Origin of the sequence: Streptomyces sp. NPDC056479 (assembly GCF_042795335.1) — a bacterium.
Classification (GTDB): Bacteria; Actinomycetota; Actinomycetes; order Streptomycetales; family Streptomycetaceae; genus Streptomyces.
Window position 1 is genome coordinate 69,389 of record NZ_JBHTRZ010000003.1, and the last position, 14,278, is coordinate 83,666.

At 68.8% G+C, this 14,278-nt stretch carries 10 protein-coding genes, 1 tRNA gene and 1 pseudogene; 6 read left to right on the forward strand and 6 right to left on the reverse strand.

Annotated features, from left to right (window positions below; genetic code table 11):
• Window positions 1-2: 2 nt before the first annotated feature.
• The 5 genes from ACFQ6S_RS11830 (at window position 3) to ACFQ6S_RS11850 (ending at window position 7,396) form a co-directional block, all read left to right on the forward strand.
• Entirely contained in the window at window positions 3-1,262 is a 1,260-nt protein-coding gene (locus ACFQ6S_RS11830; protein WP_383406738.1) for a cytochrome P450, read from the forward strand.
• Between the two features lie 38 nt (window positions 1,263-1,300).
• Window positions 1,301-2,140 carry an SAM-dependent methyltransferase gene (locus tag ACFQ6S_RS11835; protein WP_383406741.1) on the forward strand — a complete coding sequence of 280 codons (840 nt, stop codon included), beginning with the start codon at window positions 1,301-1,303 and terminating at the stop codon, window positions 2,138-2,140.
• 6 nt (window positions 2,141-2,146) lie between these two features.
• Window positions 2,147-3,661 (forward strand): peptide MFS transporter, encoded by a 1,515-nt coding sequence (locus ACFQ6S_RS11840; RefSeq protein ID WP_383406744.1) that lies wholly within the window; start codon window positions 2,147-2,149, stop codon window positions 3,659-3,661.
• Between the two features lie 475 nt (window positions 3,662-4,136).
• Window positions 4,137-4,712 carry a hypothetical protein gene (locus ACFQ6S_RS11845; protein WP_383406747.1) on the forward strand — a complete coding sequence of 192 codons (576 nt, stop codon included), beginning with the start codon at window positions 4,137-4,139 and terminating at the stop codon, window positions 4,710-4,712.
• A gap of 17 nt (window positions 4,713-4,729) precedes the next feature.
• Window positions 4,730-7,396, forward strand: coding sequence for a tetratricopeptide repeat protein (locus ACFQ6S_RS11850; protein ID WP_383406750.1), 2,667 nt, complete (start codon window positions 4,730-4,732; stop codon window positions 7,394-7,396).
• A gap of 547 nt (window positions 7,397-7,943) precedes the next feature.
• Here the strand turns inward: ACFQ6S_RS11850 and ACFQ6S_RS11855 are convergent.
• The 5 genes and pseudogenes from ACFQ6S_RS11855 to ACFQ6S_RS11875 form a co-directional block, all read right to left on the reverse strand.
• Window positions 7,944-8,093: pseudogene (locus ACFQ6S_RS11855) on the reverse strand (IS5/IS1182 family transposase); the annotation flags it as partial.
• 101 nt (window positions 8,094-8,194) lie between these two features.
• Window positions 8,195-8,719 carry a hypothetical protein gene (locus tag ACFQ6S_RS11860; RefSeq protein ID WP_383406753.1) on the reverse strand — a complete coding sequence of 175 codons (525 nt, stop codon included), beginning with the start codon at window positions 8,717-8,719 and terminating at the stop codon, window positions 8,195-8,197.
• 152 nt (window positions 8,720-8,871) lie between these two features.
• Window positions 8,872-8,945, reverse strand: a tRNA-Pro gene (locus ACFQ6S_RS11865).
• A 33-nt stretch (window positions 8,946-8,978) separates the two neighbouring features.
• Entirely contained in the window at window positions 8,979-9,788 is an 810-nt protein-coding gene (locus ACFQ6S_RS11870) for a Pr6Pr family membrane protein (protein WP_383406756.1), read from the reverse strand.
• 121 nt (window positions 9,789-9,909) lie between these two features.
• A complete protein-coding gene (locus ACFQ6S_RS11875) occupies window positions 9,910-10,836 on the reverse strand; it encodes a metallophosphoesterase (protein ID WP_383406759.1) in 927 nt (308 codons plus the stop codon).
• 128 nt (window positions 10,837-10,964) lie between these two features.
• On the opposite strand from ACFQ6S_RS11875, the gene ACFQ6S_RS11880 reads away from it, so the two are divergent.
• The gene (locus tag ACFQ6S_RS11880; RefSeq protein ID WP_383406762.1) at window positions 10,965-11,429 is read left to right on the forward strand and encodes a GatB/YqeY domain-containing protein; all 465 of its coding nucleotides are present in this window, start codon (window positions 10,965-10,967) and stop codon (window positions 11,427-11,429) included.
• Between the two features lie 102 nt (window positions 11,430-11,531).
• On the opposite strand, the gene ACFQ6S_RS11885 is transcribed toward ACFQ6S_RS11880, so the two are convergent.
• Window positions 11,532-13,835 carry a transglycosylase domain-containing protein gene (locus tag ACFQ6S_RS11885; RefSeq protein WP_383406765.1) on the reverse strand — a complete coding sequence of 768 codons (2,304 nt, stop codon included), beginning with the start codon at window positions 13,833-13,835 and terminating at the stop codon, window positions 11,532-11,534.
• Window positions 13,836-14,278: the final 443 nt, after the last annotated feature.

Here is a 14,278-nt window from a genome sequence, read left to right on the forward strand (position 1 = left end):
AAATGGCACGTACCGACGCCCGGCAGACCGCCCCGCCGACCGACCTGTTCACCCCGGCCTTTCACCAGAACCCGCACGAGGCGCTGGCCGACCTGCGGCGGACCGCGCCCGCCGTGCCCGTGACGACACCGAACGGCCTGCGCACCTGGCTGGTCACCGGATACGAGCACGCCAGGGCGCTGCTCGCCGACCCCCGGCTGAGCAAGGACATGCGGGTCGGCCGGGACCTGATCCCGAAGAACTTCGCCGATCCCGACAAACAGCGGGAGTTCCTCGCCGAGTCGGGGGAGCGCAGCCAGTTCCCGCACGTCCTCAGCGTGCACATGCTGGACAGCGACCCGCCGGACCACACCCGGCTGCGCCGACTCGTCGGCCGGGCCTTCACCGCGCGCCGGGTCGAGTCCCTGCGGCCACGCATCACCGAGCTCACCGACGAACTGCTGGACGCCATGGCCCGGCACGAGCGGCTGGACCTCATGGAGGCGCTGGCTTTCCCGGTGCCGTTCACGGTCATCTGCTGGCTGCTCGGCGTGCCCCCGGACGACCGGGCCGCCTTCCGCCGCTGGTCCAACCTGCTGGTCTCCGGCGCGGGCACCGACGAGGTGCGTGAGGCCAGCGCGTCGATGATCGCGTACCTGAAGGCGCTGATCGAGGCGAAGCGGGCCGAACCGGCCGACGACATGCTCACCGACCTCGTGCACGCCCAGGACTCCGGTGAGCAGCTGTCGTCCGACGAGCTGATCTCCATGGCGTTCCTGCTGCTGGTGGCCGGCCACGAGACCACGGTCAACCTCATCGGCAACGGCACCCTGGGCCTGCTCACCCACCCCGAGGTGCGCCGGCAGCTCGCGGCGGACGAGTCGCTGTGGCCCGCGGCCGTCGAGGAGTTCCTCCGCCACGACGGTCCGGTCACCAACGCCACCTGGCGGTTCACGACCGAGCCCGTCGAGGTCGGTTCCGTGGTCATCCCCGAGGGCGAGTTCGTGACCATCTCGCTCAGCGCCGCCGGCCGGGACCCGGCCCGCTACCCCGACCCGGACCGCCTGGACATCACCCGCGCCCACACCGCCTCGGTCGCCTTCGGCCACGGCATCCACCACTGCCTGGGCGCCCCGCTCGCCCGGCTGGAGGGACAGATCGTCCTCAGCCGTCTCGTCGCACGCTTCCCCGGGCTGCGGCTCGCCGTGGACGCGGACGAACTGCGCTGGCGCAGCAGCCTGATGATGCGCGGCCTCGAAGAGCTCCCGGTGTTCACGGCGTGACCGCCGACCCCGCCCCGCCCCTACAGGAGGAGACACCCGTGGAACGTCAGGACACCGAACTGGAACGTCCGGGCACCGAACGCCCCGACTGGGCCCCGCCGGAGGTCGACATCGACACCCCGAGCATCGCCCGGGTCTACGACCACTGGATCGGCGGCACCCACAACTTCCCGGCGGACCGGGAACTCGCCCGCAAGGTCGCGGCCGGCAACCCCGACCTGCCTGCCACCCTCAAGGCCAACCGGGCCTTCCTGCGCCGCGCGGTACGCGAGCTTTCCGCGCTCGGCATACGGCAGTTCCTCGACATCGGCTCCGGCATCCCGGCCGAGGGCAACGTGCACGACGTGGCCCTCGCCGCCCACCCGGACAGCAAGGTCGTCTACGTCGACATCGACCCGGTGGCCGTCGCGCACGGCCGGGCGCTGCTCGCCGACGAACCCAGGGCGGCCGTCTTCCAGGGCGACCTGTACAAGTCCCAGGAGATCCTGGACGCGCAGGACACCCGCCGGCTGATCGACTTCGACCGGCCGGTCGCGCTGATCCTCGCCGCCGTACTGCACTTCGTCCCGGACGGCGACGATCCGCTCGCGCTGGTGCGCCGGTACACCGAGCGGCTGGCACCCGGCAGCGCCCTGGTGATCTCGCACGCCGGCGCGGAGGAGGTCCCGAGGGCGGCGCCGGAGGCGGCCGAGCAGTACCGGGGAGCGGTGAGCCAGGTGATCTGGCGCAGCAACCAGGAACTCGCCGCGCTGTTCGAGGACTTCGAGCTGGTGGAACCCGGCGTGGTCCGTGCCCCGCTGTGGCGTCCTGAACCGGCCGAGACCCCCGACGCCGGGCTCGCGATGCTGGCCGGAGTGGCGTTCAAACCGGCTCGGTGACCTCCGGTGGACACCTCCCTCACCCCGTCGGACTCATCGCCGACCACAGCTCCCGCCGCGACGGTACGGGCAGGGAACGGCACCAGGCCCGGCTTCGGCACTCTGCTCGCGGTCGACCTGTGGGAGCGGTTCAGCTTCTTCGGCATGACGGCGATCCTGGTCCTCTACCTGACCGCTTCCGAGGCTCGCGGCGGCATGGGCATGGCGCCGCAGTCGGCTACCGCGATCTTCGCGGCGTACATGTCGCTCACGTTCATGGCCGGTCTGCCCGGCGGCTGGCTCGCCGACCGGGTGCTGGGTGCGCGCCGGGCCGTGCTGCTCGGCGGTGTGCTCATCACCTGCGGCCACGCGGTGCTCGCGGTTCCGATGACGGGCTCGCTCTATGCCGGGCTGCTGCTGGTCGTCGCGGGAACAGGCCTGGTCAAGCCGGCCATGGCGGCCATGGTCGCGGGGGTCAGCGGGGAGGGGGAGGGCCGCCGTGAGGCGGCCTTCTCGCTCTTCTACATGTGCATCCAGGTCAGCGCGCTCATCGCCCCCGTCGTCACCGGGCTGCTGGCGGAGCGCGTCGCCTGGCACCTCGGCTTCGCGGCGGCCGCCGTCGGTATGACGGCGGGGCTGATCCAGTTCGCCCTCGGCCTGCGCCGCTACGGGGATGTGGGCGCGCGTCCGCCCCGTCCGGTGCCGCGCCCCGAGGCCGCCGCGATGCTCCGGCGTGCCGGCTTGGCCACGGGGGCGGTGAGCGCGCTTCTGGTGGTGCCGGCGTCCTACGGCCTGCTGCCGCTCCCCCTGGTGCTCGCGGTCCTCGGCCTGACCACGGTCACCCTCCCCTTCTGGTACCTGCGTTCACTCCGCCGGACCCACGCACTGGGAGCGGCCCACAAGAGTCGTCTCGCCGGATTCACCGCGCTGATGGCCGCCTCGGCCGCATTCTGGATGATCTTCGCGCAGAGCGGCTCGGTGCTCAGCCTCTTCGCCGAGCGTCACACCGACCGCGACCTGCTCGGCTTCGATGTCCCCGCCAGCTGGTTCCAGTCCGTGCACCCGCTCTTCGTCCTGCTGGTCGCTCCGCTCTTCGCCCGGCTCTGGCTGCGTGCCGGGCCCCGCGTCGACGTACCGGTCAAGTTCGCGGGCGCGCTGATCGCAGCCGGTCTCAGCTTTCTGCTGATGGCCGTCGCGGCCAGGCTCGCCGAGCACGGCCCGGTCGGCCCGCACTGGCTGCTGCTGGTCTACCTGCTCTACTCCTGCGGCGAGATCGCGCTCGCACCGGCCGGCCTGGCACTGGCCGCCACGGTCGCACCCCCCGGCAGCACCAGCCGCCTGCTCGCGGTGAACGGCCTGTTCGGCGCCGTGGGTGTGGTCGTAGGAGGCCAGCTGTTCCGCCTGACCGCCGTGCTGTCCTCGGCGACCTACTTCCTCCTACTCGGAACCTTCGTACTGACCATCGGCACAACGGTCGCACTCGGCACCCCGCACCTACGCCGCCTCCTCGGCGGACCGGCCGATCGCAGGCAGCCGGAGTGAGATCCCTGGACCTTCTCCAGGGCTTCTCCCAGGGCCCCCAGAAACCACTGAAGGGCTTGACCCGCTAAGCGGATCAAGCCCTTCAGTGGTACTTCACTGTCGGGGTGGCGTTTGAACTGGGTGTCTGAATAGCCGGTCAGCGGTTGCGAGGGCTGATAGCGGCGGCTACGACACGGCCGTCCCTTTCGCTGCCCGGACATGGATCACGGTCCGCGACCACGGTTTGGCCCCGAACTCCTGACCTGAGGTCTGTGGGAGCCACCTTCGAGGATTCCAACCCGAGACCTACGCATTACGAGTTGTCCGATCTTGATCTGAGGACATCCGCCTGCGTCCAGGAGCCGGGCGTCAAACCTGGTCACAGCCCTTTCCGAAGCTTGGTGGACGTCGACAGATGCGTCTGGATCGAAGGCCGTTTGAGACCACGTTTGAGCCCACACCCGCTTACGTACCGCGCTAGGCCCCAGGACACCGCATGGCCCAGGTCGTGCGGCTTGGTGGCTTCTCGGCTGCCGAGGTCGTGGCAGGTGGCGTGAGGTTGGTGGTTCGGCTGATTGGGTGGGGGGTCTCGTCCTACGCTGGGCTTCTTGTCCGTTGTTTCGTGGGGGGTGTTGTCGTGTTGGTCGAGGGATTGATCGCGGTGGCGGCGGCGGGTGGCGGGGCGATTGTGCAGGCGGCGGGGACGGATGCGTGGGCCGGGATCCGCAGCGGTGTCGCACGGATCCTCGGTCGCGGTGAGGCAGGGCGGGAGCAGGCCGAGCTTGAGCGGCTCGACCAGACCCGGGCCGAGCTGGAGTCGGCCGGTGACGGCGCGGGGGCGGAGCGGATGCAGACGGTTCTGGTGACCCGTTGGCAGACCCGTCTGGAGATGCTTCTTGAGCAGCTTCCGGAGGAGGAGCGTCAGCAGGTGGCGGCTGAGTTGCAGGCTTTGGTCCAGCAGGCGCAGGCCCAGGCCCCGGTGCAGAGCACGCACAACGACTTCAGCAATGCGACGTTCACCGACAGCCAGGTTCTCGGGAGCGGCACGCAGAACAACACGATCAACCGGTAGAGGCGCGGGCGGCGGGCATGGGGGCGAGGAAGACGTCCGGCAAGCGCAAGAGCGGCAGTAGAAGGGACAAGCGTCCCGGGCAGGGGCAGTGGGCTGGTAGCAGTTTCGCGGGGGCGTCGTTCGAGCGTAGCCAGGTGCTCGGCAGCGGGACGCAGACCACGAAGATCAACGTGCAGGCGTACGCGGCGGTGCCGACCGCGCTGAACGCTCTGCCGGGTCTGCCGCAGGAGTTCACCGGCCGCGAGGAAGAGATCGCCAAGGTTCTGTCCCTGCTCGACCCCGGGAGCGGTGCGAGTGCGGCGGTGGGGTCGGTTGCGGGACTGCCGGGCGTGGGCAAGACCACGCTCGCTCATGCCGTGGGGCATGCCGGGCTCGACAAGGGCTGGTTCACAGCTGTGCAGTTGGTGAACCTGCGCGGCTACGACCCGGCCCCTGTCCCGCCGGAGGACGCTCTGGAGGCCCTGCTGCGTGCCCTTGGAGTCGCGGCCGATCACATCCCGCCCACGCTGGACGAGCGGGAGGGGCTCTACCGGTCCCAACTCGATGCCCTGGCACGTGAGGGGCAGCGGGTTCTGATTCTGGCGGACAATGCTTCGACCTCGAACCAGGTCCGGTCGCTGCTGCCGGCACGTCACCACGCGGTGCTCGTGACTTCCCGGCACACCCTGCCAGGACTTGGCGCCCGCCTGTTCAACCTTCACCCTCTCCAGCCGGATGCCGCCGTCAAGCTCCTGCACCAGCGGTTGGAGGTCGCCGACCCCGATGACAGGCGCGTCGAGGACGAGCCCGCGGCCGCGGAGGAACTTGCCGCACTCTGCGGCTACCTGCCCCTGGCCCTGCAGATCGCCGCCGCCCTTCTCGTAGACGACCCCGACCAGCCGCTGTCCGAGCGGGTGCGGGTGCTCACCGACGCCGGCAGCCGCCTCGGTGGTCTCGACGACGGGGAGCGCAACCTGCGCGCTGTCTTCGACGAATGCCTCACCCGTCTCACGCACCAGCAGGCCGACCTTTACCGCCTCCTGGGCGTCCACCCTGGCCCGGACATCTCCACCCCCGCTGCCGCGGCCCTCACCGACCAGCCGGCCGACAAAGTCGCGCCGTTGCTGCGGCAGCTTGTCCAGGCGCGTCTGCTCATCCAGAACAGCCAGTTACGTGACCGCTGGTTCATGCACGATCTGCTACGCGTTCACGCGCAGGAACAGGCCCGCATCACCATGCACCGTGGGCGTGTCCCTCGCCGGCGCTATGAACAGGCCCGCACCCGGCTCACCGACTATTACGTCCGCCACGCGGAAGCAGCCGACACTCATCTCCAGCCGCCCGGCGAGGCCGTCTCGATGCTGTTCGCTGGTCGGGATAAGGCGCTGGCGTGGTTCGAGGCCGAACGCGAGAACCTCCTCGCCACCACGCAGGCCTATGCCCGCACCCAGACGGCCCTGGACCTCGGGTTCGCCCTCGGCCGCTACCTGGAATGGCGACGGCGATTCCAGGACCTGATTACCGTCCGCGCCCACGCTCTCGAAGCCTGCCAGGCACTCGGCGACACTCTCAACCAGGCCGGTGCCTGGAGCAATCTCGGCCTCGCACTCCGGAAGCTCCGGCGCCACGCTGAAGCACACGACGCTCAGCGAACCGCCCTCGACCTCTTCCAACAGAGGGGCGACACCCGCGACCAGGCCGGCGCCTGGAGCAACTTCGGCCTCGCGCTGGGCGAGCTCGGGCGCCACACGGAGTCACACGACGCCCACCAAACCGCCCTCGACCTCCACCAGCAGACGGGCGACACCCACGGCCAGGCCAGCACCTGGAACAACCTCGGCCTCGCGCTGGGCGAGCTCCGGCGCCACACCGAAGCTCTCAACGCCCACCAAACCGCCCTCGACCTCTTCCAACAGACGGGCGACACCCACAGCCAGGCCGGCGCCTGGACCAACCTCGGCACCACGCTGGGCAAGCTCGGGCGCCACACCGAGTCACACGACGCCCATCAAACCGCCCTCGACCTGTTCCAGCAGACGGGCGACGCCCACGGCCAGGCCAGCGCCTGGAACAACCTCGGCCTAGCACTCCGGAAGCTCGGGCGCCACACCGAGTCACACGACGCCCACCAAACCGCCCTCGACCTCCACCAGCAGACGAGCGACACCCACAGTCAAGCCGACGCCTGGAGCAACTTCGGCCTCGCGCTGGGCGAGCTCGGGCGCCACACCGAAGCTCTCAACGCCCACCAAACCGCCCTCGACCTCCACCAGCAGACGGGTGACACCCACGGCCAGGCCAACGCCTGGAACAACCTCGGCCTCGCGCTGGGCAAGCTCGGGCGCCACACCGAAGCTCTCGACGCCCATCAAACCGCCCTCGACCTCTTCCAGCAGACGGGCGACGCCCACGGCCAGGCCGTCGCCTGGAACAACCTCGGCACAGCCTGCCGCGGTCTTGAGCAGTTCACGGAGGCAATCTCGGCAGGAGAGAAGGCGATCGAAATGCTGACCCAGGAAGAGAACTGGGTGCGGGCCGGGGAAGCGTGGGGGGAGCTCGCCACCACCCTGACGGCATCCGGTGCCGAACCGTCCCGGGTTCGGGGTGCATGGAAACAGTCCGCCACGGCATACACCCGCGCCGGTGACGACGAAGCGGCGGCCATCTCCCGCGCAAGCGCCGAGAAGCCGCTACCAGACGCCTGACCATCCTCAGTAGCCGATCGCGCCCTCGCGTGCGACGCGACGCTTGCGGAGGCGGGCGACCGTCGTGGCCAACCTCAGGGTGGACTACCTCAGCGATCGGCAGGAGGAGGTCCTCCGACACAAACGCACGACCATCATCGATCAGGGCCAGACGTCCACCATTAAGGACATTGCCGCGGCGGGCACGGACCGCCCCGCGCGTACTACCAGCTGCGTGAGCTCAAGGCGAAGGGCGCCAGTCACGGTCGAGCCCCGCTAGCCGCATAGGCTCCGACTCACATGACGTCCGCGGGTCCGACCTATTCCACCGATGCTGGCGATCGCCGGCCGACCTGTGATGCGCTACTGGTTGCAGTGCCGGGACGTCGTCGACCGAAAGCAACCGCATGGTGCGCCACGACGGTTTTCAAGACCGATCGCATTGCAGCGCCGACTATGCCCGTGACCTGGCCATTCATCATTGACGATACGAGCAGGCCCCGACATCGTCATGGCCTTTTCCCAGAGCGATCCGTCCAACCGCGCGACGTGGCCGGAGGTTGAATGGACTCACGAAGATGATTGCGGCGAGCGTCTCCCGATCACCGACCCGACGCCGGCCCCCGCCCTGCGGACGCTTCACTTCCACCGGCGGTACCACCCGCCGGAACAGCCCCCACGACTCGTCCGGCACCAGCCGCTCAACCAGATCCGTCATGCACAATTCAACGAACGACCACGCCATAAGAAACGACGTCTAAGCATGTCAGGTGCCCATTCATCAGCGCTTGGGTACCTGGCGCAGGCCAGTTCTGCTGGTCAGACGTCCAGCAGATCGCAGCAGAGCTGGATGAGGGCATCGTAGGCTTCATAGCTCTTCCCCTGCTCCGCTATTAGCTCGTCCAGACCCGCTGCCGGGTCGTAACGGGTTCGCACATGGGCTCCCGAGTCTTCCTCGAGGGCGAGGAGTATGCTGCCCGCCCATCCGGCAAGTGCTCCCACAAGTTCCGTCGCTGCGGCGGCTGCTTCCGCGGGGCCCTCCAGGGCCACGAGACTCATCGGCTCTTCCAGCTTGCGGACCGTCTCGTTGAATCGTTCCCAGAGATCGTCAGTGTTGCGCTCACGACCTGAGTAAGCGGCTAAGGCATTGCCGCCGAGCCTGATGGCCTCAGAAGCTTGGCTTATTAGTTGGCTGTAGGCGTCTCGCCGCTGCTGGCGACGCCAGTGCTCGTGCTGATTCCTTCTCTGGTCTCTTCCAGTCAGCCGCACTGATGCCAACGTGCCCGCGACGCCGATGAAGCCCCCTAGCGCCGCCCCCACCAAGCCCGCTATGCCTTGATCCATAGCGTCAGTAGATCTGCCCCGGATGTCCGGTCGTCGCCTGACGAAACAAGTGCACCCGTTTGGGTCTTGATCAACTTCCGTTGGCCCCCTGTTTGGCCCCCGGGCACGACAGAGGCCACATACCGAATTTGGTATGTGGCCTCTGACCAGCGTCGGGGTGGCGGGATTTGAACCCACGACCTCTTCGTCCCGAACGAAGCGCGCTGCCAAGCTGCGCTACACCCCGATGTCGCTGCTTGTCGCGGCGACGACGTTTACTTTAGCCCACTGGTGGCTGGAGACGAAATCCGGTTTTCGGGGTGTGGTGGGCGCGGTGGCGCAGTGGGTTGGGGCGGGCGTGGTCGAGGGCCACGAGGAGGATGGCCAGGGCGTACATGGCGAGGCCCAGGAGGAGGGCGTTGCCCAGGACGGTCTTGTAGCCGTGGTGGTCGACGTCGAGGAAGGGGTAGAGGTAGCGGGCCGGCGCGCCGGGAAGCAGTAGCTCGCCTCGGGTGAGGGTGAAGGCCAGGTAGGCGAGGGGGTAGAGGAGCCACGTCGTCGCCTGGCGCAGGTGCAGGTGGCCGGAGGGCGTGAGGAGCAGCCAGTCCAGCAGGGCGGCGACGGGGGTGGCCGTATGCAGGACGTGGTTGGTGATCGCGTGCCAGCCCGTGGGGTCGGTCGCCGTACCCGTCAGGACGCCCGGGAGTGCGTAGGAGCTCCCCTCGTGCGCCAGGATCAGGTGGTAGACGAGGCCCGTGATCATGGCGTAGAGCAGCGTGGCGCCCGTGAGGGTCGAGGGGAGCGGGCGGCGCGCGGTCCAGGCGAGTCGGGCTGAGAGGGCGAAGACCACGGCCAGCAGGATGTTGCTCTGGATGGCGAAGTGGCTCAGGGTGCGCAGGGGGCTGCCGAGGGCCAGTTCCACTGCTACGGCCGCGGCCGCCGCCAGGGCCACCAGCAGGCGGAATACGGCGGCCAGGCGTCGGGGTGTGGGGGTCACCACCGCCGTCGCGGGGACGTGAGAGGGGAACAGGACGGGTATGCCCGGTATCGCGGGGAGATCCGGGATGTCCCTGGGTATCGGGGCGGTCATGCCCTCACGCTAAGCAGTGTGGGCGAAATGGGCGATATGGGTGGGCCGGGTGGGTTACGCCTCCCCAGCCCGATCGGCTAATTCCGCCCCGCCAACCGACTACTCCCGTCCCAACAACCGATTACTCCCGCCCCACCAACGTCAACAACGTCGCCTCCGGCGGGCAAGCGAAGCGGAACGGGGTGTAGCGGTTCGTGCCGCAGCCTGCTGAGACGTGCAGGTAGGAGGTGCGGTCCTCCGCCGTGTGCGTCGACAGGCCCCTCGCCCGGTCCGTGTCCAGGTCGCAGTTGGTGACCAGGGCGCCGTAGAAGGGGATGCGGAGCTGGCCGCCGTGGGTGTGGCCGGCCAGGATCAGGGGGTAGTCGTCGGCCGTGTAGGCGTCCAGGACGCGCAGGTACGGCGCGTGGACCACACCCATCGCGAAGTCCGCGGCGCCCGACGGGCCGCCGGACACCTGCTCGTAGCGGTCCCTCTTGATGTGCGGGTCGTCCAGGCCGGTGAGCTCGACCGACACGCCCTCGACCTTCAGCGTCCCGCGGGTGTTCGTCAGGTTGAGCCAGCCCGCGGCGTCGAAGCCGTCGCGCAGGTTCTGCCAGGGGTTGTGGATCGCGCCGACGGCGGGCGCGTTGCCGTTCAGGCCGTGGCGGCCCTGGGTCTTCTCCAGCAGGTAGAGGGCGGGGTTGCGCAGCTTCGGGCCGTAGTAGTCGTTCGAGCCGAAGACGTACGCGCCCGGGAACTCCATCAGCGGGCCCAGCGCGTCCAGCACCTCCGGCACGCCCTCGGGGTCCGACAGGTTGTCGCCCGTGTTGATCACGAAGTCGGGGCGCAGGCCCGCCAGCGAGCGCAGCCAGCGTTGCTTCTTGCGCTGGCCGCCGACCATGTGGATGTCGGAGACCTGGAGCACCCGCAGTGGCCGCATGCCCGCCGGCAGGACGGGGATCGTCACCCGTCGCAGACGGAAGGAACGGGCCTCGAAACCCGCCGAGTACAGCAGACCGGCGGCACCAACCGCCGTGATTCCCAGGGGTACTCCGTATCGTGCGCGCATACGACCATCGTGTCAGACCGGGAGAGCGTCCAGTCCCGGCAGTCCTCGGCCGCAGTCCCCGGCCCCTCCACGCACGCCCCTTGAAATCAACGGGCGTTCCGCACCCCGCACCTGCGACAATCAACCCCATGACCACGCTCAAGTCGAAGCTTCAGGAAGACCTCAACGCCGCGATCAAGGGGCGCGACGAGCTCCGCTCCTCGACGCTCCGGCTGACCCTCGCCGCGATCACCAAGCAGGAGGTCGCGGGCAAGGAGAAGCGCGAGCTCTCCGACGACGAGGTGCAGAAGGTGATCACCCGCGAGGCGAAGAAGCGCCGTGAGGCGGCCGAGGCCTTCGCGCAGGGTGGTCGTGCCGAGTCCGCCGAGCGGGAAAAGGCGGAGGGAGAGGTGCTCGCCGCGTACCTGCCGAAGCAGCTCAGCGACGACGAGCTGGACGAGATCGTCGCCCAGGCCGTGCAGGAGGCCAAGGCGGCCGGCGCCGAGGGCCCGCGTGCCATGGGTGCCGTCATGAAGATCGTGAACCCGAAGGTCGCCGGGCAGGCCGAGGGCGGCCGGGTGGCCGCGGTGGTCAAGAAGCTGCTCGCGGGCTGACCCCGCCCCCGGCCCCATGTAGTCCCACAGCGCAACGGCCCCTGTCCCCTCGTACGAAGGGACAGGGGCCGTCGTCGTGCCACGGGCCGGCCGGGCGACCGCCTAGTCGCGGCCCCCGGTTCCGTTCCCGTTCGTCTGTCCCTGCCACCAGCCCTCGGGGATCGAGAACGTCGGCGACGGGGTCGTACCGCCGTCGGTACCCCCGTTGGGGCCGCCGTTACCCCCACCGTTGTCCCCGCCGCCGATCAGGCCGCCGATGAGGTTGTCGTCGCCGTTGTTCCCGTCGCCGTTGTCGTCGCGGTCGTCGTCATCGCGGCCCCGGCCCCGGTCGCGATCCTCGTCCGGGATGTGGATGGTGTTGAACTCGTCGACGGGCTTGCCCTCGAGGGCGCCGATCATCGCGTCCCGCCAGATCGGGCCCGGCACCTTGCCGCCGTAGACGAGGTCGTTGTACACGCCGCCGATGTAGATGTTGCGCATCTTGACCTTCTGGGTGGCGCTGCCGACCCAGACGGCGCCGGAGAGGTTCGGCGTGTAGCCGACGAACCAGGCGTTGCGGCGCTCGTCCGTCGTACCCGTCTTGCCTGCGCTGTCGCGGTCGGTGAGACCGGCTTCCTTACCCGTACCGGAGTCGACCACGCCCTGCAGGAGGCTGTTGATGGTGTCCGCGGTCTGCTCGGACATCGCGCGCGAGCATGTCGACTTCGGCACCTCCAGGGACTTCTGCTGGCCGCCGACCTTCTGCGAGATCGACTCGAAGACGATCGGCGTGCAGTACATGCCGCGGGAGGCGAAGGCGGCGTACGCGCTCGCCATCGTCAGCGGGGAGAGGCCGACCGATCCGAGGGCGATCGCGGGGCGCTCGGGGAGCTTGTCGCCGTTGCCCTGGCGGACCTGGAGCTTGTCGGTCATGTTGACCACCGGGCACAGGCCGATGTCGGCGATCATCTGCACGAAGTAGGTGTTGACCGAGAGCTCCATCGCCTTCTTCAGGCGGTAGGGGCCGTGCTCCGACTCGCTCTCGTTCTCCAGCTTCTCGTTGTTCAGGTTGGTCCACGGCGCGCTGTCGCAGGTCTGGACCGGGCTCGGGTACTCCATCTCGTACGGCGACGAGTACTCCTGCGTCGGCGGCCGGCCCTCCTCCAGCGCGGCCGCCGCGACGAACGGCTTGAATGTCGAACCGGTCGGGAAGCCGTAGTTGGACCCGCCGTACGCCGAGTCGACCGAGTAGTTGATCTCGGTCTCGTTCTTGCCGTAGCCGAACGGCTTCGACTGGCCCATGCCGAGGATCTTGCCGGTGCCGGGCTCGACGAGGGTGGTCGCGGCGGCGACCTTGTCGTCCTGGTAGACGTGGTCTTTGAGGGAGGCCTGGACCGACTTCTGGGCCTGCGGGTCCAGGGTCGTGGTGATCGTCAGGCCGCCCTGGTTCCAGATCTTGGCGCGGGCCTCGCGGTTCTTGCCGAAGACCGGGTCGCCGAGGAATGCCTTCTCGACGTACTTGCAGAAGAAGCTGGCGCCCTTGACCGCGGTGATGCAGCCGTTCTTGGGCTTGCGGACCTTCAGTCCGAGCGGGGCCTCCTTGGCCTTGTCGGCCTCCGCCTGGGGGACGTCACCGAGGTCGGCCATGCGCTGCAGCACGGTGTTGCGCCGCTTGGTGGCCTCGGCCTCGTCGTTGATGGGGTCGTAGCGGCTGGGCGACTGGACGATGCCGGCGAGCAGCGCGGCGTCCTGGAGCTTGAGGTCCTTGGCGGACTTGGAGAAGTAGCGCTGGGCGGCGGCCTCGACGCCGTACGCCTGCTGGCCGAAGAACGTGATGTTCAGGTAGTTCTCGAGGATCTTCTTCTTGCCGAGCTCCTCCTCCACCTGGATCGCGTACTTCAGCTCCTTGATCTTTCGGCCGAGGGTCTGCTGGGTGGCCTGCGCGACCTTCGTCGGGTCGTCGCCGGCCTCCTCGACGAAGACGTTCTTCACGTACTGCTGGGTGAGCGTGGACGCGCCCTCGCTCACGCCGCCGCTCTGGGCGTTGCGGTTGAGGGCGCGCAGGACGCCCTTCAGGTCGACCGCGCCGTGCTGGTAGAAGCGGGCGTCCTCGATCGCGACGATCGCCTTCTGCATGTACGGCGATACGTCCTTGAGGTCGACCACCGTCCGGTCGCGCGAGTAGACCGTGGCGATCGTGCCGCCCTCGGCGTCCAGGATCGTGGTGCGCTGACTCAGCGGCGGTGTCTTGAGGTTGGTCGGGAGCTCGTCGAAGCTCTCGACGGACCCCTTGGCCGCGAGTCCCAGCGCGCCTACGGCGGGCAGCGTGATACCGGCCAGCACGGCTCCCGCGAGCACACTGACACCGAGGAACTTGGCGGCCTGCTGCGTCGGCGACAGACCACCGCCCGAGCGGTTCTTTGGCATGGGGGCAGCCTAAACCGTAGAGATGAGCGAACCGAGGGCCGATCGTGTGTGAGCCCGGCACGGCGATGTGAGACAGGCCATGCGCGGGTCGGGGTCCGCGAGCGCAGCTCGCCGACGGATGCAGCGCAATGCGGCCCATTCGCCGGACAGGCGCGCAGGCGTTGGCCTAAGCTGCTCCCAACTGTCACAGCAGTGCGGCCACGTATCAATACGTCCGGCGACCCCGAATCGTTCTGGCGGTAGCCCACTTTTTTGGTGGGGGCGTGTCCGAATCCGCCTTGTGTGTCATCCGGCGTCCGTTGTGACTCAACAGAACTGTCCCGATTTGCCGGGAAAGTCACGCATGTCGCAGGCTCACTCCCCCGGGTGATCTGCCGCTTACGCATAGTCCGTTCGGGCCATTCAAGATTGGGCCCGAAGGGGGTGTTGCGCTGTGCCTGCCT

What these genes read in the sequence shown, in the direction of transcription:
- ACFQ6S_RS11830 (WP_383406738.1), top strand. Translation starts at nt 3, where the DNA reads ATGGCACGTACCGACGCCCGGCAGACCGCCCCGCCGACCGACCTGTTC.
- ACFQ6S_RS11845 (WP_383406747.1), top strand. Translation starts at nt 4,137, where the DNA reads ATGGCCCAGGTCGTGCGGCTTGGTGGCTTCTCGGCTGCCGAGGTCGTG.
- ACFQ6S_RS11850 (WP_383406750.1), top strand. Translation starts at nt 4,730, where the DNA reads ATGGGGGCGAGGAAGACGTCCGGCAAGCGCAAGAGCGGCAGTAGAAGG.
- ACFQ6S_RS11860 (WP_383406753.1), bottom strand. Translation starts at nt 8,719, where the DNA reads ATGGATCAAGGCATAGCGGGCTTGGTGGGGGCGGCGCTAGGGGGCTTC.
- ACFQ6S_RS11870 (WP_383406756.1), bottom strand. Translation starts at nt 9,788, where the DNA reads ATGACCGCCCCGATACCCAGGGACATCCCGGATCTCCCCGCGATACCG.
- ACFQ6S_RS11875 (WP_383406759.1), bottom strand. Translation starts at nt 10,836, where the DNA reads ATGCGCGCACGATACGGAGTACCCCTGGGAATCACGGCGGTTGGTGCC.
- ACFQ6S_RS11880 (WP_383406762.1), top strand. Translation starts at nt 10,965, where the DNA reads ATGACCACGCTCAAGTCGAAGCTTCAGGAAGACCTCAACGCCGCGATC.
- ACFQ6S_RS11885 (WP_383406765.1), bottom strand. Translation starts at nt 13,835, where the DNA reads ATGCCAAAGAACCGCTCGGGCGGTGGTCTGTCGCCGACGCAGCAGGCC.